The 17,162-nt window shown below is 21.0% G+C and carries 19 protein-coding genes and 2 tRNA genes (1 of these 21 only partly in view); 8 read left to right on the top strand and 13 right to left on the bottom strand.

Going from position 1 to position 17,162, the window contains the following annotated elements:
- Window positions 1–3 precede the first annotated feature (3 nt).
- Entirely contained in the window at window positions 4–1,332 is a 1,329-nt protein-coding gene (locus SMPSPU_RS00580) for an HD domain-containing protein (RefSeq protein WP_041093830.1), read from the top strand.
- Window position 1,333: 1 nt separating this feature from the next.
- Here the strand turns inward: SMPSPU_RS00580 and SMPSPU_RS00575 are convergent, their stop codons facing one another.
- Together SMPSPU_RS00575 and SMPSPU_RS00570 are read right to left on the bottom strand one after the other, a co-directional pair.
- The gene (locus SMPSPU_RS00575; RefSeq protein ID WP_041093828.1) at window positions 1,334–2,383 is read right to left on the bottom strand and encodes a branched-chain amino acid aminotransferase; all 1,050 of its coding nucleotides are present in this window, start codon (window positions 2,381–2,383) and stop codon (window positions 1,334–1,336) included.
- Window positions 2,384–2,449: 66 nt separating this feature from the next.
- The gene (locus tag SMPSPU_RS00570; RefSeq protein WP_101731452.1) at window positions 2,450–3,274 is read right to left on the bottom strand and encodes a 2,3,4,5-tetrahydropyridine-2,6-dicarboxylate N-succinyltransferase; all 825 of its coding nucleotides are present in this window, start codon (window positions 3,272–3,274) and stop codon (window positions 2,450–2,452) included.
- 55 nt (window positions 3,275–3,329) lie between these two features.
- Here SMPSPU_RS00570 and ruvX point away from each other — a divergent pair, with 55 nt between their 5' ends.
- On the top strand, window positions 3,330–3,746 hold the full coding sequence (gene ruvX, locus SMPSPU_RS00565; RefSeq protein WP_041093825.1) for a Holliday junction resolvase RuvX: 417 nt from the start codon (window positions 3,330–3,332) through the stop codon (window positions 3,744–3,746).
- Window positions 3,743–4,261 carry a peptide deformylase gene (gene def, locus SMPSPU_RS00560; RefSeq protein ID WP_041093823.1) on the top strand — a complete coding sequence of 173 codons (519 nt, stop codon included), beginning with the start codon at window positions 3,743–3,745 and terminating at the stop codon, window positions 4,259–4,261. Before ruvX ends, def begins: the two co-directional genes overlap by 4 nt.
- Here def and rplT read toward each other — a convergent pair.
- The 5 genes from rplT to dnaK are packed head-to-tail and all read right to left on the bottom strand — an operon-like array spanning window position 4,258 to window position 9,303.
- The gene (gene rplT / locus SMPSPU_RS00555; RefSeq protein ID WP_041093821.1) at window positions 4,258–4,602 is read right to left on the bottom strand and encodes a 50S ribosomal protein L20; all 345 of its coding nucleotides are present in this window, start codon (window positions 4,600–4,602) and stop codon (window positions 4,258–4,260) included. The two genes, def and rplT, sit on opposite strands and share 4 nt — an antisense overlap.
- 8 nt (window positions 4,603–4,610) lie before the next feature.
- Window positions 4,611–4,808, bottom strand: coding sequence for a 50S ribosomal protein L35 (gene rpmI, locus SMPSPU_RS00550; protein WP_041093819.1), 198 nt, complete (start codon window positions 4,806–4,808; stop codon window positions 4,611–4,613).
- 8 nt (window positions 4,809–4,816) lie between these two features.
- Complete coding sequence (gene infC / locus SMPSPU_RS01465) at window positions 4,817–5,365, bottom strand: translation initiation factor IF-3 (RefSeq protein WP_075050683.1); 549 nt, start codon at window positions 5,363–5,365, stop codon at window positions 4,817–4,819.
- A gap of 4 nt (window positions 5,366–5,369) precedes the next feature.
- Entirely contained in the window at window positions 5,370–7,295 is a 1,926-nt protein-coding gene (thrS, locus tag SMPSPU_RS00545; protein WP_041094130.1) for a threonine--tRNA ligase, read from the bottom strand.
- 7 nt (window positions 7,296–7,302) lie between these two features.
- Window positions 7,303–9,303: a molecular chaperone DnaK gene (gene dnaK / locus SMPSPU_RS00540; RefSeq protein ID WP_041093817.1), complete on the bottom strand. Its 2,001-nt coding sequence runs from the start codon at window positions 9,301–9,303 to the stop codon at window positions 7,303–7,305.
- Window positions 9,304–9,409: 106 nt separating this feature from the next.
- On the opposite strand from dnaK, the gene rplM reads away from it, so the two are divergent.
- The 4 genes from rplM to tsf are packed head-to-tail and all read left to right on the top strand — an operon-like array spanning window position 9,410 to window position 11,796.
- Complete coding sequence (gene rplM / locus SMPSPU_RS00535; protein WP_041093814.1) at window positions 9,410–9,871, top strand: 50S ribosomal protein L13; 462 nt, start codon at window positions 9,410–9,412, stop codon at window positions 9,869–9,871.
- Window positions 9,872–9,873: 2 nt separating this feature from the next.
- A complete protein-coding gene (gene rpsI / locus SMPSPU_RS00530; protein ID WP_041093812.1) occupies window positions 9,874–10,263 on the top strand; it encodes a 30S ribosomal protein S9 in 390 nt (129 codons plus the stop codon).
- A gap of 12 nt (window positions 10,264–10,275) precedes the next feature.
- Window positions 10,276–10,971, top strand: a complete 696-nt coding sequence (rpsB, locus tag SMPSPU_RS00525) for a 30S ribosomal protein S2 (protein ID WP_041093810.1) — start codon at window positions 10,276–10,278, stop codon at window positions 10,969–10,971.
- A 6-nt stretch (window positions 10,972–10,977) separates the two neighbouring features.
- Window positions 10,978–11,796: a translation elongation factor Ts gene (gene tsf, locus SMPSPU_RS00520; RefSeq protein ID WP_041093808.1), complete on the top strand. Its 819-nt coding sequence runs from the start codon at window positions 10,978–10,980 to the stop codon at window positions 11,794–11,796.
- A 5-nt stretch (window positions 11,797–11,801) separates the two neighbouring features.
- Here tsf and SMPSPU_RS00515 read toward each other — a convergent pair.
- From SMPSPU_RS00515 to SMPSPU_RS00495, 5 genes are all read right to left on the bottom strand, one after another.
- Window positions 11,802–11,888, bottom strand: a tRNA-Leu gene (locus tag SMPSPU_RS00515).
- Window positions 11,889–11,891: 3 nt separating this feature from the next.
- Window positions 11,892–11,964 (bottom strand) — tRNA-Gly (locus tag SMPSPU_RS00510).
- Window positions 11,965–11,995: 31 nt separating this feature from the next.
- Window positions 11,996–14,656: a DNA mismatch repair protein MutS gene (gene mutS / locus SMPSPU_RS00505; protein WP_041093806.1), complete on the bottom strand. Its 2,661-nt coding sequence runs from the start codon at window positions 14,654–14,656 to the stop codon at window positions 11,996–11,998.
- Window positions 14,620–15,654: an ATP-dependent Clp protease ATP-binding subunit ClpX gene (clpX, locus tag SMPSPU_RS00500; protein ID WP_041093804.1), complete on the bottom strand. Its 1,035-nt coding sequence runs from the start codon at window positions 15,652–15,654 to the stop codon at window positions 14,620–14,622. The genes mutS and clpX overlap by 37 nt, the downstream gene beginning before the upstream one ends.
- Window positions 15,655–15,671: 17 nt before the next feature.
- Window positions 15,672–16,325, bottom strand: coding sequence for a ClpP family protease (locus SMPSPU_RS00495; protein ID WP_041093802.1), 654 nt, complete (start codon window positions 16,323–16,325; stop codon window positions 15,672–15,674).
- 75 nt (window positions 16,326–16,400) lie between these two features.
- Here SMPSPU_RS00495 and SMPSPU_RS00490 point away from each other — a divergent pair, with 75 nt between their 5' ends.
- Entirely contained in the window at window positions 16,401–16,553 is a 153-nt protein-coding gene (locus SMPSPU_RS00490; protein WP_041093800.1) for a Sec-independent protein translocase subunit TatA/TatB, read from the top strand.
- A 4-nt stretch (window positions 16,554–16,557) separates the two neighbouring features.
- On the opposite strand, the gene dnaX is transcribed toward SMPSPU_RS00490, so the two are convergent.
- Window positions 16,558–17,162: the 3' portion of a DNA polymerase III subunit gamma/tau gene (gene dnaX, locus SMPSPU_RS00485; protein ID WP_041093798.1), read on the bottom strand. The gene runs 439 nt beyond the window's last position; the window shows 605 of its 1,044 coding nt (coding positions 440–1,044); the start codon falls outside the window, past its right edge — the gene reads right to left on this strand; the stop codon is at window positions 16,558–16,560.

The following is a 17,162-nucleotide window of genomic DNA, read 5'->3' as shown; positions in this document are numbered from 1 at the left end:
TATATGAATTGTATTAAAGCTATTGATAAAAATATATTTTATATAATTAGAACTTATGTAAATAAGATAAATAAAAAATCTTATGTAATAGGAGGATATGTTAGAGATTTTTTTAAAAAAAAAAAAAAAATAAAAAAAATTAATATTATTACTGTAGTAAATTGTATAAAACTGGCTAAAAAAGTATGTAAAAAATTATATCCCAAATATAATATATATATATTTAAAAATTTGGGAATTGCTATGTATAAAAATACAAATTTAAATATAGAATTTGTTTGTGTAAACAAATTAAAATTTGTTCAAAAAAAAAGTAATTTTACTATTAATACTTTAGCTATTAGTTTAAATAATTTAGATTATGGAAAATTAATAGATCCTTTTGGAGGATTATTTGATATAAATAAAAAAAAAATAAGATCTACTTTAGATAGAGAGATAACTGATATTATTAGAATAATAAGAGCTATTCGTTTTTATATTAAATTGAATTTTAAAATTTATAATAATAAAAAAATTATTAAAATTTTTTATAAAAAAAGAATTATATATGAATTTCATAAAATTTTATTATATAAGAAACCTTCTATAGGAATTTTTTATTTATATAAAATTGGATTATTATCAATAATATTACCAGAATTAATAAATATTAAAGGAATTGAAATTAAAAATAATTTTAAACATAAAGATAATTTTTTTCATACATTAGAAGTTGTAGATAATATTAGTATATATACTAATAATATTTGGTTAAAATGGGCTGCATTATTACATGATATAGGAAAATATATAACTAAAAAATATAAAAAAAATTTTGGATGGACTTTTTATTCACATGAATTAATAGGATCAAAAATGATTACTTCAATTTTTGAAAGACTCAAATTACCTAAAAAAAAAAACATTAAATATGTTAAAAATATAATTAAATATAGTTCAAGACCTCTAACTTTGATAAGTTATACAGCTACTGATTCTTCAATTAGAAGATTATTATTTGATATAGGGGATGATATAGAAGATTTAATCTTACTGTGTAAATCGGATATAACAACTAAAAATTTTATAAAAAAAAAACAATATAAGAAAAATTTATTTTTTTTAAAAAAAAAAATAAAAAAAATAAAAAAAAAAGATAAAATAAGAAATTGGATTTATCCTATATCAGGATATCATATCATGAATATTTTTGGCATAAATTCTTGTAAAGAAATAGGAATTTTAAAAAAAAAATTAAAAAATGCAATTATTAAAGGTATTATACAAAATAACTTTGAAAAAGCTAATTTATTTATTATAGAAACAGGTAAAAATATTTGTTTAATATAAATTAAACTTTAAACCTCCATCCAAATGGATCATTAATTACATTATGTTGTATATCTAAAAGATTTTTTTTTAAAAAAAAAGATATTCTTTTTTTATTGTCAATATTTGGTAAATAATAATTTTTAAATTTATATCCTATTTTTTTAAAATGATTTACAACAACTGCTGTACCACATCCAAATATTTCTTTTACTAAATTTTTACGTAAATTATATATAAGTTCTGAAACAGAAAAATTACATTCTTTTACTTTTATACCTTCTTTTTTTGCTATAGTTATAATACTTTTTCTAGTAATTCCATTTAAAATTTTTTTATTAGCTGGAGCTGTAATTAAATGATTTTTAATATAAAAAAAAACATTCATTGTTCCTGATTCTTCAATAAAAGAATGAGTTGATGAATCAGTCCATAATATTTGATCATATCCTTCTTCTTGAGCTATCCGAGTAGGATAAAAAGAAGATGCATAATTACCAGCAGCTTTTGTGAAGCCTATACCTCCATCAGCTGATCTACTATATTTTTGTTCTATCTTAACTTTTAATGGTGTTAAATAATAATTACTTGCAGGAGTACATATAATCATAAAAATATATTTTTTAGATGGATTTGCAGATAATTTTCCATCTGAAGCTATCATAAAAGGACGAATATAAAGAGATTGACCATAATTATTTGGAATCCATTTTTTATCTATAGATAATAATTTTTTTAATCCATCTATAAAAATAGATTTAGATATTAATGGCATTTCTAAACGTTTAGCTGAAGAATTCAGACGATTAAAATTTTCAAAAGGTCTAAATAAAAAGACATTTCCATACTTATCTTTATAAGCTTTCATTCCTTCAAATATTGCTTGACCATAATGAAATACTAATGATATAGGAGATACAGTAATATCTCCAAATGGTTTTATAATAGGATTTTTCCATTTACCATTTTCAAATTTACAATAAAACATATGATCTGAATAATGATTACCAAAAGTAATATCATTAAAATCAATTTTATCTATACGGGAATGGTAAATATTTTCAATTATCATATTGACTTAAAATTAAGCTACATTAATAATAAATATACTAGATAATTAATTTTATTAAAATAAGTTTTATGCTGAAATATTATATTTTCTTAAAACATTATTTAAAGATGTTTTTTTATCAGTACTTTTTTTTCTTTTCCCTATAATTAATGCACAAGGAACGTAATATGTTCCTGATTTAAATTTTTTAGAATATGATCCAGGAATTACTACTGATCTTTTAGGAATTAAGCCTTTAGATATTAAAGGTTTATCATTTGTAACATCTATTATTTTTGTAGAAGAGGTTAATACTACATTAGCTCCTAATACTGCTTCATCTTCCACAATTACTCCTTCAACTATAATACATCTTGATCCTATAAAAGCATTATTACCTATAATAACAGGATAAGATTGTAAAGGTTCTAAGACTCCTCCTATTCCTACTCCTCCACTTATATGAACTCTATCCCCAATTTGAGCGCAGCTTCCTATAGTAGCCCAAGTATCTATCATAGATTCTTTTCCTATAAAAGCTCCTATATTTACATAGGATGGCATTAAAATTACATTTTTTGAAATATATGATCCATATCTAGCTATAGCAGTAGGGACTACACGAACATTAATTTTATTATAATTTTTTTTTAAAGGAATTTTATCATAAAATTTAAATGATCCAAATTCTATGAATTTCATTTTTTTTATTTTAAAATAAATTAATATGGCTTTTTTTATCCATTCATTTACAATAATTTTTTTTGAAAAAAAAATTACTCTTATTTTTCCTTTATCTAAATAATAAATAATTTTTTTTACATTAAATTTTAAATCACAATGATTTAAATTTGAATTCATATTCCAATATGATTCTATAGTTTTTTTAAAATTATCTATAATTTTTTTCATGTAAAGTTTTATATTATATTTATAATTAATTTATTAAAATTAATTAAATATAATCATGTCAAAAATATTATGTATTGATTATGGGAAAAAAAGAATAGGTTTATCAATTACAAATTCTATTAGATCAATAGCATTTGGTCTAAATACAGTAAATCAAAATGATCTAATTTCTACATTAGAAATGTATATAAAATATGAAGATATAGATACTATTGTTATAGGATTACCTATAAAATATTATAATTCTATATTCCCTATAGAAAAAAAAATTAAAAAATTTATAAAAATTATAAAATATAAATATCCAAATTTAATAATAAAACGTCTAGATGAAAGATTTACATCTAAAATTGCTAATTATTATTTATTAAATAGTGTATTTAAAAAAAAAAAAAGAAAAAATAAATCTTTATTAGATAAAATAAGTGCAACTCTTTTATTACAAGATTATATAAAAATTGAAAATTTATGATATTACCAATATTAATTTATGGAAATCCTATTTTAAGAAAAAAATGTATTGATATTGATAAATCATATCAAAATATTAATTTATTAATTAAAAATATGTATGATACAATGTATAAGGCTAAAGGAATTGGATTATCTGCCCCCCAAATAGGTTTATCTATTCGTTTATTTATTATTGAATATAATAATTTTTATAAAAAAAAATTTAAAAAAGTTTTTATTAATCCAAAAATTATAAAAAATTATGGTTATGATTTAATTTCTAAAGAAGGTTGTTTAAGTCTTCCTAAGATAATAGAAAATATTAAAAGAAAAAATAATCTAATAATAGAATATTATGATGAAAATTGGAAAAAATATAGACAACATTTTAACGGGTTATTATCAATAATAATTCAACATGAATATGATCATATTGATGGTAAATTATTCATAGATCATATGAATGATCTTAAAAAATTTTTAATTAAAAATAAATTAAAAATAATGTTTAATTTAAAAAAAAAAAAATTTTAATTAATTTCTTTTATTATTTTTTTAAATAAATAATTATTATTCATAGCTAAATCTGCTAAACATTTACGATTTAATTTAATATTATTTTTATTTAATAAAAACATTAAATTTGAATATGATATTCCATTTTCTCTAGCTGCTGCATTAATACGTTGAATCCATAATTTTCTAAAATTTCTTTTATTATTTTTACGTCCAATAAAAGAATATTGAAATGATTTTTCAACAGCATTTTTAGCTACTGTATATAATTTACTTCTTGCTCCATAAAATCCTTTAGCATAATTTAAAATTTTTTTTTTATGTTTTTTTGATGCTACTGCATTTACTGATCTAGGCATAAGGCATATTAAATTAATAATAATTGTTTTTTTATATTTTTTATATCTGATTTGTGTACTATAGAATAGTAGGATAATCTACGTTTCCTTTTTTTATTTTTTTTAGTTAAAAGATGATTTTTAAATGATTTTTTCCTTTTAATTTTTCCATTTCCTATCAATTTAAACCGTTTTTTTGCTCCAGATTTAGTTTTTAATTTATACATAAAAATAATTATTTTTTAGGGGTTAATATTATAAACATTTTTTTTCCCTCCATAATTGGCATTTGTTCTATTTTTCCAAAGTTTTCAAGAGAATTCGCACATTCTAGTAAAAGAATTTCACCTTTGTTTTTATGAATTATAGAACGACCTTTAAAAAAAATTGTAAATTTTACTTTTTTTTTAGTTTTTAAAAATTTTTCTGCATGTTTTATTTTAAAAAAAGTATCATGCTCACATATTTGTGGGCTTAATCTGATTTCTTTAGTTATAATTTTTTCTTGTTTATATTTTAATTGTTTTTGTTTTTTTTTTTGTTCATATAAATATTTTTTATATTCAAGTATTCTACAAATTGGTGGATCTGTTTTAGGATTTATTTCTACTAAATCTAAACCAGTATTAAAAGCTATATTTAAAGCATCTTTTAAAGAATAAATCCCATTTTTTATATTTTTACCTACTAAACGTAGTTTAGTAGCAGTTATACGTTTATTAACTCTATGTAGTTCATTTTTTTTAAAACGTTGGGAATTATTATATTTTTTTTTTAAAGCAATAATTTTATAATTTTAAATTAATTTCTTTTTTTAAAAAATTTATAAATCTTTCTAAAGATAAAAAAATAATTTTTTTTTCTTTAGAAGATCTTATAGATACTGAATTTAATTTTTCTTCTTTATCACCTAATACTAAAATTAAAGGAATTTTATCTATTTCAGCATCTATTATTTTTTTAGAAAGACTCTCTATACGAGAATCTATAAAAGATTGTATTTCTAACTGCATAAGCAAATTTAATATTTTTTTTGAATAAAAAAAATTTTTTTCTAAAATTGGAATTATTCTAATAGGTATTGGTGATAACCATAATGGAAAATTTCCCTCTGTATTTTCTATAAGAATAGCAATAAATCTTTCTAAAGATCCTAATGTTGCCCTATGTATCATTATTGGTCTAATTAATTTATTTTTATTATTTGTATAAAATAAATTAAATCTTTCAGGAAGATTATAATCAACTTGTACTGTTCCTAATTGCCAATTTCTACCTAAAATATCTTGAACCATAAAATCTAGTTTAGGCCCATAAAAAGCAGCTTCACCATATTTTATATATGTATATATTTTTTTTTCTTTTGTTGCTTTAATTAAATATTTTTCAGATTTATACCAATGTTCTTTAGAGCCAATATATTTATATTTTTTTTTATTATCTCTTAAAGATATTTGAGCTTTATATTTATAAAAACCAAGTTTTTTAAATATAAAAATTATCATATCTATAACAGATTTCAATTCTTCTATAAGTTGTTCTTTAGTACAAAATATATGTGCATCATCTTGTGTAAAACTTCTTACTCTAGTTAATCCATGTAATTCTCCACTTTTTTCATATCTATATACTGTTCCAAATTCTGCAAAACGTTTAGGTAAATCTTTATAAGAAAATTTTTTATAATTATATATTTCACAATGATGCGGGCAATTCATAGATTTTAAAATAAATTGTTCTTCTTTATTAGGTGAAATAAATGTATTGAAACTATTTTCATAATATTTTTCCCAATGTCCTGATATATTATATAATTTTTTATTAGCTATATGTGGAGTAGTAACCATTTCATAACCAATTTTTTTATTTAAATTTAATAAAAAATTTTCAATTTTTTTTTTTAATAAAAATCCTTTAGGTAACCATATTGGTAATCCCTGACCTACAATGTTAGAAAATGTAAATAACTCTAACTTTTTACCTATTTTCCTATGATCTCTTTTTTTATATTCTTTTTTTTTTAAAAAATATTTATATAAGTATTTTTTATATGGAGATGATATTGCATATATTCTTGTAAGTTGTTTCTTATTTTTATCTCCTTTCCAATAAACACCTGATATATTTAAAATTTTAACAGCTTTTATAAAAGATGTATTAGGAATATGACAACCTCTACAGAGATCTATAAAATTATCATGTTTACAAATAGTAACATAATTTTTTTTTATATTATTTAATATGTAAAGTTTATAAATATTATTTTTATAATATTTTTTAGCTTCTGATTTTGAAATATAATATAATTCATAATTCAAACATTTACTAGCATTAAATAGCATCTTTATTTCAATTTTATAAAAATCTTTTTCAGAAAAAAAATTTTTTCCAAAATCTATATCATAATAAAATCCATTATTTCTAGCTGGCCCTATATTAAGTTTCGCTTTGGGATAAAAATCTAATATAGATTGTGCTAATAAGTGAGATGAAGAATGCCAAAATGCTTTTTTACCAATTTCATGTTCCCAAGTATAAAATACTATTTCACAATCATTATAAATATTCGTAGACAATTCTTTTTGTTCTCCATTTATACTAACTGATATTATTTTTTTATATAATTTAGTTTCAATTATATCAGATTTAATTTTTAAAGGAGTTATTGGAGGATCATACTTAAAAACTACTTTATTAAAAGTAATATTAATCATATATATATTATTTAACTTCTTCAAAATCTACATCTTGAACACTTTCATTTTTTTTATCATTTGATGATGTTGATTTTTTTTCATTATTATCATCTTTTTGATCATTATTATCATCTTTTTGATCATTATTATCATCTTTTTGATCATTATTATCATCTTTTTGATCATTATTATCATCTTTTTGATCATTATTATAATCTTGTTTATTTTTATAATTATATATTTCTTGGTATGAAGAAGATAAAATTTTATTAAGATTATTTATATAAATTTCTATATCAGATATTGTTTTTGAATTACGAGCATCTTTTAGATTTTTTAAATTTAACTCCATATTTTTTTTAGTTTCTTCTGACATTTTATTCCCATGTTCTTTAAGTTGTTTTTCAGTTTGAAAAATTACACTATCAGCAGAATTAATTTTTTCTATTTCTTCTTTTATTTTTTTATCTTTATCCGCATTTTCTTGTGCTTCTTTTTTCATTCTTTCTATTTCATTTTGGCTTAATCCTGATGAAGCTTGTATACGTATAGATTGCTCTTTACCAGTGCTTTTATCTTTAGCTGATACATTTAAAAGTCCATTTGCATCTATATCAAAGGTAACTTCTATTTGTGGAATTCCTCTAGGTGCAGGTGCAATATCTATTAAATCAAATCTACCTATTTCTTTATTATCATTAAACATAGATCTTTCTCCCTGTCCAACACGTATAGTAACTGCTGATTGATTATCTGCAGCAGTAGAAAAAATTTCTGATTTTTTAGTAGGAATAGTAGTATTTGAGTCTATTAATTTTGTAAAGACTCCACCTAATGTTTCAATACCTAATGATAATGGAGTTACATCTAATAATAATACATCTTTTACATCTCCACTTAAAACACCTCCTTGTATAGCGGCTCCTATTGAAACTACTTCATCTGGATTTACACCCTTAGAAGGATTTTTTTTAAAAAATTTCTCTACCTGTTCTTGTATCTTAGGTATACGTGTAGACCCTCCTACCAAAATAACTTCATCTATATCTTTATATATTAAATTTGCAGCTTTTAAAGCTGATTTACAAGGATCTAATGATCTTTTAATAAGATTATCCGATAATTCTTCCAATTTAGCACGGGTAAGCGTTTTAACTAAATGTTTTGGTCCAGAAGGAGTTGCAGTTATATATGGTAAATTAATTTCAGTTTTTGTACTAGACGAAAGTTCTATTTTTGCTTTTTCTGCAGATTCTTTTAATCTTTGATGCGCAATCGAATCATTACTTAAATCAACTCCTTGTTCTACTTTAAATTCTTTAATTAACCAATCTATAATAACTTTATCAAAATCATCACCTCCAAGATGAGTATCTCCACTTGTCGATAAAACTTCAAATACACCATCACCTAATTCAAGAATAGATATATCAAATGTTCCTCCACCTAAATCATATACAACTATTTTTTTATTTTGATTATTTTTATCTAATCCATAAGCTAATGCTGCAGCAGTTGGTTCATTTATTATACGTTCTACATTTAATCCAGCAATTTCTCCAGCTTCTTTTGTTGCTTGACGTTGAGCATCATTAAAATATGCTGGAACAGTAATAACAGCTTTTTTAACTTCATGCCCAAGATAATCTTCTGCTGTTTTTTTCATTTTTTGTAATATCATAGCAGATATTTCTTGGGGAGTATATAGTTTATTTTCTATAGAAACTCTAGGGGTATCATTTTCTCCTTTTATTATTTTATAAGGAATATTTTTTAATTCTTCAGTAACTTCTGAAAATTTTCGTCCCATAAAACGTTTAATAGAAAATATAGTTTTATCAGGATTAGTAACAGCTTGACGTTTAGCTGGATCTCCAACTTTTGTTTCTCCTCCTTCTATAAAAGCAATTATTGAAGGAGTGGTACGTTTTCCTTCTGAATTAGTAATTACTACTGGTGTATTTCCTTCCATTACAGAAACACAGGAATTTGTAGTTCCTAAATCTATACCTATTATTTTACTCATTTTTTTTTTAAAAATAAAATTACAATTATAATAATATAATTAATTTGTTAATTACAATAATATATATTTGAATAAAATACTTTTTTAATTAAATTAAATTAATGTAATGTGTTTAGGATTTAAAACTTTATCAGTTAATAACAAAATTAGAAGTAATATAAATAATAAATGGTTATTGTTTGATGCAGATAATAAAATATTGGGGAGATTTTGTTCTATAATAGCAAAATTAATAATAGGAAAAAATAAAATTTATTTTACTCCAAATATTAATTGTGGAAATAAAGTTATTATTATTAATGCAAGTAAAATAATTTTTACTGGAAAAAAAATGAAAAATAAATTATATATTAGTTATAGTGGATATCCTGGAGGACAAAAAAAATCAACTGCAATTGAATTATTTAAAAAAAATCCTTGTAAATTAATATATAAATCTATTTTAGGAATGTTACCAAAAACTTCATTAGGAAGAAAAATAATAAAAAATTTATATATTTTTACTTATGAAAAACATAATTTTTATAAAAAAAAAATTAAAAAATTAAATATAAATGAAATTTATTAATTATGAAAAATAGGATTCATACTATAGGAAGAAGAAAAACTGCTGTTGCACGAATGTACATGAAAATTGGAAGTGGTTTAATTAAGGTAAATAATATTTTTTATAAAAAATATTTTACTAATAATTTATTTTTTCTTAAAGTATCAAAACCATTATTATTAACATCTAATAAAAAAAAATTTGATATTTCTATAAAAGTATCAGGAGGAGGAATAAATAGTCAAGCTGAAGCTATTAGCTTAGCTATATCTAGAGCTCTTTGTAAATTTGATATTAATAATAAACCTATTTTAAAAGAAAAAAATTTACTTACTAGAGATCCAAGAATGGTAGAACGTAAAAAATATGGGCAAAAAAAATCACGTAAAAAGTTTCAATTTTCAAAAAGATAATTTTTATAAATTATGTGTAAATTAAATATACAAAACTTTATTAAAGTGGGAGCACATTTTGGTCATACAACATCAAAATGGAATCCAAATATGAGGCCGTATATTTTGATGAAAAAAGGAGGTATACATATTATAGATATTTATAAAACTATAAAAAAAATAAATGAAGCTTGTAAATTTATTAAAAATATTGCCTCATCTGGAAAGAAAATATTATTTGTTGCGACAAAAAAACAAGCTAAAGATATAGTTTATGATTTTGCAAAAAAAGTTAATATGCCTTATATAACAGAAAGGTGGTTAGGAGGAATTTTAACTAATATGTCTACTATACGACAATCTGTAAAAAAAATGAATGTTATAAATCATAAAAAAATAGATGGAACATATAATATGATGTCTAAAAAAGAGAGATTACTTATAGATAGATTAAAAATTAAATTAAAAAAAAATATAGGGTCTATATATAAAATGAATTCTTTACCTGCATGTGTAATAATAGTTGATGTAAAAAAAGAAAAAATTGCTGTAAAAGAATGTAATAATTTATGTATTCCTATTATTGGAATAGTTGATACAAATTCTGATCCTAGAAATATAGATTATCCTATACCTGCAAATGATGATTCTTCAAAATCTATTAATTTAATATTAAGTTATATTACAAATTCTATAAATGAAGGAATTTTATATAAAAAAAAAAAATAAATTATTATGTATAAACCTAAAATTTCAGAAATAAATACACTTAGAAAAATAACTAATTCTGGTATAATAGATTGTAAAAAAGCAATTATAGAATCAAATGGAAATATTGAAGAAGCTATAGATTGGTTAAGAAAAAAAGGAGTTTCAGATAATATAATTTGTAAAGAAACAAATGAAGGATTTGTAATTTGTAAAATTAATAAGGAACAAACAGTTGGAGTCATTTTAAAAATTAATTGTGAAACAGATTTTGTAACTAGAAATAGTACTTTTATAAATATGGCTAATATTATAGTTAATAAAGCATTATATTGTAATAATATAGATGAATTATTTAATATTAAAATTAATAAAAATTTATCAGTTATTAATTTCATTAATCATCATATGAATAATATTATTAAAGAAAAAATAGAATTAAGTTCATTTGAAATTATTAAATCATCATTTGTAGGATATTATGTACATCATAGTAACAAAATTGGTTCAATAGTAGGTTTTTCTAAAAAAATTAAAGGTATAGAAAAAATTTCTAAAGAAATTGCAATGCAAATTGTTGCAACCAATCCTCTAGTTATAGAGAGAAATTCTCTACCTATAGAGATTATTGAAAGAGAAAAAAAAATAATAAAAAATAAATTATTAAATTTAAAAAAATCAAAAAATATAATAAACAAAATTATTGATGGAAAAATTCAAAAATTTATTTTTGAAAAGGTTTTATTAGATCAAAACTTTATAAAAAATAAGAAAATTTCTATAAGAGAATACCTTAAGAATTTTGATAAAAATTTAAAAATTACTTCTTATAAAAGAATAAGTTGATTTAGTACCTAGAGCGGGAATTGAACCCGCACAGCTTTTTAATAGCTACAGGATTTTAAGTCCTGCGTGTCTACCAGTTCCACCATCCAGGCATGAGCGAGAAACGGGATTTGAACCCGCTACCACTACCTTGGCAAGGTAGTACTCTACCAAATGAGCTATTCTCGCAATATAAATATAAGTTACTTTTTTTATTATTTCAAATAAATTTTTTAATTTCATATAAGCTATTAATAGCTTCAATAGGTGTTATCTTCTCTACATTTAGATTTTTAATAAATGTATATATATTTTTTTTTTTATAAAAATATTTTATATTTTTTTTAATTTCATATAAGCTATTAATAGCTTCAATAGGTGTTATCTTCTCTACATTTAGATTTTTAATAAATGTATATATATTTTTTTTTTTATAAAAATATTTTACATTTATATTCTTTTTTTCTATTATAGAATATAATTCATTAGCTCTATTAATAATAGAATCTGGCATACCAGCAATTTTAGCGATATGTATCCCATAACTTTTATTACTTATATTATTTAATAATTTTCTTGTAAAAATTAGATTTTCATCTATAATTTTTACAGAAATACTATAATTTTTTATATTATTAATATAATTACTAATATTATTCAATTCATGATAATGAGTAGCAAATAATGTTTTTGGTTTATGAATATTTTTATTTAAAAATTCTATTATTGACCACGCTAGAGATATTCCATCATCATTACTTGTTCCTCTTCCTATTTCATCCAATATTAATAAGCTTCTATAAGATAAATTATTTATTATACTTGCTGTTTCATTCATTTCCTTCATAAAAGTAGATTCTCCCATAGAAATATTGTCAGATGATCCAACTCTACTAAATATTTTATCAACTATTCCAATAGAAGCATAACTTGCTGGAACATAACTGCCTATTTGAGCCATTAATATTATTAATGCAGTTTGACGTAAAATTGCAGACTTACCTGACATATTTGGGCCAGTAATTATTATTATTTGAGAATCATTATTATTCATAATAATATCATTAGGAATATAAGATTTATTATATGAATAAATTTGTTTTTCTATTACAGGATGTCTACCATCTTTTATATAAAGATTAAAAGATTTATTTAATTCTGGACGTATATAATTATTTGCTATTGCACATTTAGCAAATGACATCAAAATATCTATTTCTGCAATTGATTTAGAATTAAATTGTAATATATCTGTATATTTAGATAAATAATCTATTAATTTAGAAAAAATTTTTTTTTCGATATATAATATCTTTTCTTTAGAAGATAGTATTTTCATTTCATGATTTTTTAACTCATCTGTTATATACCGTTCACAATTAAATAATTTTTGTTTAAGTATCCAATGGCTTGGAACTTTATTTTTATAAATACTTTTTATTTCTATATAAAATCCAAAAATATTATTAAATAATATTTTTAAATTTTTAATTCCAGTATTTTTTTTTTCACGTTTATATATATTATTTATATATTCTTTACTTGAATTAAGAATATTTCTAAATTCATCTAATTTTTTAGAAAATCCAGGTAAAATGATATTTCCTTTATTAATTGAATTTGTAGAAGACATAGATAATATTTTTTCAATATGAATATATATATTATCACATTTTTTAATATTATATGAAATATTTTTTAATTCATCAATTTTAGAATTTAAAAGTAGATTTTTTATATCTGTAATCTTCTTTAAAGATATTGATAATAAAATTAGATCATGTGGATTAACTTTAGAAGAAACTATTTTTGAGGTTAATCTTTCTATATCAGAAATATTTATTATTTTTTTTGATATCTGCTTATATATATTTTTATTATTTAAAAATAAAGATACTATTTTATGTCTTTTTTTTATATCAAAAATATTTTTTAATGGAAAAGTCATCCATTTTTTTAATAATCTTCCTCCCATCGGAGAAATTGTATTATCTAATATATTTATTAATGTTATAGCTTTTTCATTTTTTGATTTTATTATTTCTAAATTTTCTAATGTAAAATCATCTAATGAAACATATTCATCTTCTACTAATTTAGTAATATTAGAAATATGACTAATTTTAATATTACAAATACTACATACATAGTTTAATATTGCTCCAGCAGCTATAATACCATTATAGAAGGTTTCTATATTAAATACTTTAAGAGAGTTAGTTTTGAAATGCCTTAATAAATTTTCATAAGCAGATAAATAATCAAAAACCCAATCTTCCATACCATTAGAATAATATTTATTTCCTATTATTTTTGTAATATCTGATTTTTTATTTTTTTTATAAAGTACTTCATTAGGATTAAATTTTTTAAAAAATTGATCTACATAACTATTATATCCTTCTCCAACAAAAAATTCTCCAGTAGAGATATCTAAAAACGATATTCCAATATTCTTATTTTCTATATGAATTGCTGCTAAAAAATTACTTGTTTTAGATTCTAAAACTTCACTATTAATAATTACACCAGGGGTTATTATTTCTGTTACACCTCTATTTATAATTTTTTTATTTTTTTTTTTTTTTTCTAATTGATCACATATTGCAACTCTAAATCCAGATTTAATTAATTTTGGTAAATAATTATCTATAGAATGATAAGGAAATCCAGCTAATTCAATTGATGAATTTTTATTACGTTTTGTTAAAACAATATTAAGAATTTTTGAACATTGTATAGCATCATTTCCAAACATTTCATAAAAATCACCTACTCTAAATAATATTAGAGTATCATCAGGATATTTATTTCTTATCTCAAAGTATTGCCTCATAAGAGGTGTTAGGGGAGTTGTTTTTTCCAATTGTTTAATTGACATTTAACATCAAATTTATCTATTATAAGATATTCTTTTATAGAATCTATATTAAACATATAATCTTTAATTATCTTATCACAAATACTTTTTAATCCTCTTGCACCTAAACTTAATTTAATAGCTTTATCAACTATTAAATCAATAGCTGAATCAGTAAATTTTAAATTAATTTTATCCATATAAAATAATTTTTTATATTGTTTTATAATAGAATTTTTAGGTTCTAATAATATTCTTTTTAAAGACTCTCTATCAAGAGAGTTTAAATTAGATATAATCGGTAACCTTCCTATTAATTCAGGTATTAATCCAAATTTTTTAAGATCATGTGTTCCTACAAATTTTAATAAATTTTTATCATTGATTTTTTTATCAAATTTTTTTTTAAATCCTATAGTAGATAGATTTAATCTATTTGATATAATATCTTTTAATCCCTCAAATGCTCCTCCAGCAAGAAATAAAATATTTTTAGTATTTAATTTAATCATTTTTTGATCAGGATGTTTTCTTCCTACATTAGGGGGTACATTAACAATGGTTCCTTCTAATATTTTTAATAAAGCTTGTTGTACGCCTTCTCCTGAAACATCTCTAGTAATAGATGTATTCTCATTTTTTCTAGAAATTTTATCAATTTCATCTATAAATACTATACCTTTTTCTGCTAAAGAAATATTATAATTAGCTGATTGTAATAATTTAGTTAAAATGCTTTCTACATCTTCTCCAACATATCCTGCTTCAGTAAGTGAAGTAGCATCTGCTATAGCAAAAGGAACATTTAAAAATTTAGAAATGCTTTTAGCTATAAGAGTTTTTCCAGTACCTGTATCACCTATCATTAAAACATTAGATTTATCTATTTCATCATTTAATAAATAAATTCTTTTATAATGATTATAAACAGCAACAGAAATAGTTTTTTTAGCGTCTTCTTGACCAATAACATATTGATCTAAAAAATATTTTATTTTTTTAGGATAATTCAATTTCATTTTTTTTTTATATAAAATTATAATAATATTTCATCAACAATCCCATAATTTTTAGCTTCTTCAGAAGTCATCCAATAATCTCTATCAGAATCTTTTTGTACTTTTTCAAATGGTTGATTAGTATGTTCACTTATAATATTATTAAGTTCTTTTTTTAATTTTAAAATTTCACGTACCGTGATTTCCATATCTGATGATTGTCCTTTAGCGTATCCAATAGGTTGATGAATTAAAACTCTAGAATGTTTTAAAATAGACCTTTTACCTTTTTGTCCAGAACAAAGTAAAATAGCAGCCATAGAAGCCGCTATTCCTGTACATATAGTAGAAATTTCTGGTTTTAAAATTTGCATCGTATCATAAATTCCTAATCCAGAATAAACACTTCCTCCAGGAGAATTAATATATATTTGAATATCTTTATTTGAATCTAAAGATTGTAAAAATAATAATTGAGCTTGTACAATATTAGCTATTTTATCATCTATAGGGGTTCCTAAAAAAATAATTCTATCCATCATTAATCTTGAAAAAACATCCATTTGAAATACATTAGACTTTCTTTCTTCCATTATATATGGAGTCATTGATTGAATATAATTATTTAGATAACTTCTATTAATTTTTTTGTAACTTATAGCATATTTTTTAAATTCTTTTGAAAAATTCATATTTTTAATTTTAAATATTTATATTATAAATATAATATATTTTTATAAAATATATTATTTTTTTTTTTAATTATTATGAATATAATATTAGGTAGTTTTGGAACTACAGAAATAGTAGTTATTGTTTTTTTAGCGCTACTACTTTTTGGAGGTAAAAAAATTCCTGAACTTATGAAAGGTTTAGGTATAGGTTTAAAAGAATTTAAAAAAGCGATTGAAGAAGAATAAAAAGTTAATTTATATAAGATATATTAATTAAAGCTATTTCTAATGCAAGTCTTATATCTTTATTTTTTTTATATGAATTTTCAGTATTATTACATATATTTAAAGCTTTAATAATAAAATTATTATCTATTTTTTTAGATTGAATTAAATATTTTTCTTTTATTTTTTCAGAATATGATAATAATTTAATAGTTTTTATATCTTTTGATATAAGAAGATTTCTAAAATGTTTAGATAAAGAAGTTATAAACATATTTAAGTCTACACCTTTTTTAATTATTTCATCAAATAATAATAATACTTTATATATCTCTTTTTTTAGAAAAAAATCTGTAATTTTTAAAAAAAAATATATATCTAGTATACCTAATTGATTATATACTATAGAACTTAATAATATATTATTAGAATATAAAATTAGTCTATCAAATATAGATAAAGCATCACGTAAAGATCCATCTGAAATGTCAGATATTAATAATAATGCGTCTTCTTCATATTTAATATATTCTTTTTTACAAATATTTATTAAATAATTTTTAATATCATTAACAGATATTCTTTTAAAATCATAAACCTGACAACGAGAAATTATAGTTGATAATATTT

It is taken from the genome of Candidatus Karelsulcia muelleri PSPU, assembly GCF_000829155.1.
GTDB classification, from domain to species: domain Bacteria; phylum Bacteroidota; class Bacteroidia; order Flavobacteriales; family Blattabacteriaceae; genus Karelsulcia; species Karelsulcia muelleri_A.
Note: the sequence above shows the minus strand (reverse complement) of the source record. Positions and strands in the feature narration are given on the sequence as shown.

Excerpts from the sequence above, each read along its gene's own strand:
- SMPSPU_RS00580 (WP_041093830.1), top strand. The coding sequence starts at position 4 with ATGAATTGTATTAAAGCTATTGATAAAAATATATTTTATATAATTAGA.
- mutS (WP_041093806.1), bottom strand. The coding sequence starts at position 14,656 with ATGTCAATTAAACAATTGGAAAAAACAACTCCCCTAACACCTCTTATG.
- tsf (WP_041093808.1), top strand. The coding sequence starts at position 10,978 with ATGTATAAACCTAAAATTTCAGAAATAAATACACTTAGAAAAATAACT.
- SMPSPU_RS00570 (WP_101731452.1), bottom strand. The coding sequence starts at position 3,274 with ATGAAAAAAATTATAGATAATTTTAAAAAAACTATAGAATCATATTGG.
- rplM (WP_041093814.1), top strand. The coding sequence starts at position 9,410 with ATGTGTTTAGGATTTAAAACTTTATCAGTTAATAACAAAATTAGAAGT.
- SMPSPU_RS00495 (WP_041093802.1), bottom strand. The coding sequence starts at position 16,325 with ATGAATTTTTCAAAAGAATTTAAAAAATATGCTATAAGTTACAAAAAA.
- SMPSPU_RS00490 (WP_041093800.1), top strand. The coding sequence starts at position 16,401 with ATGAATATAATATTAGGTAGTTTTGGAACTACAGAAATAGTAGTTATT.
- rpmI (WP_041093819.1), bottom strand. The coding sequence starts at position 4,808 with ATGTATAAATTAAAAACTAAATCTGGAGCAAAAAAACGGTTTAAATTG.
- rpsB (WP_041093810.1), top strand. The coding sequence starts at position 10,276 with ATGTGTAAATTAAATATACAAAACTTTATTAAAGTGGGAGCACATTTT.
- clpX (WP_041093804.1), bottom strand. The coding sequence starts at position 15,654 with ATGAAATTGAATTATCCTAAAAAAATAAAATATTTTTTAGATCAATAT.
- SMPSPU_RS00575 (WP_041093828.1), bottom strand. The coding sequence starts at position 2,383 with ATGATAATTGAAAATATTTACCATTCCCGTATAGATAAAATTGATTTT.
- ruvX (WP_041093825.1), top strand. The coding sequence starts at position 3,330 with ATGTCAAAAATATTATGTATTGATTATGGGAAAAAAAGAATAGGTTTA.
- def (WP_041093823.1), top strand. The coding sequence starts at position 3,743 with ATGATATTACCAATATTAATTTATGGAAATCCTATTTTAAGAAAAAAA.
- dnaK (WP_041093817.1), bottom strand. The coding sequence starts at position 9,303 with ATGAGTAAAATAATAGGTATAGATTTAGGAACTACAAATTCCTGTGTT.
- rpsI (WP_041093812.1), top strand. The coding sequence starts at position 9,874 with ATGAAAAATAGGATTCATACTATAGGAAGAAGAAAAACTGCTGTTGCA.
- thrS (WP_041094130.1), bottom strand. The coding sequence starts at position 7,295 with ATGATTAATATTACTTTTAATAAAGTAGTTTTTAAGTATGATCCTCCA.
- rplT (WP_041093821.1), bottom strand. The coding sequence starts at position 4,602 with ATGCCTAGATCAGTAAATGCAGTAGCATCAAAAAAACATAAAAAAAAA.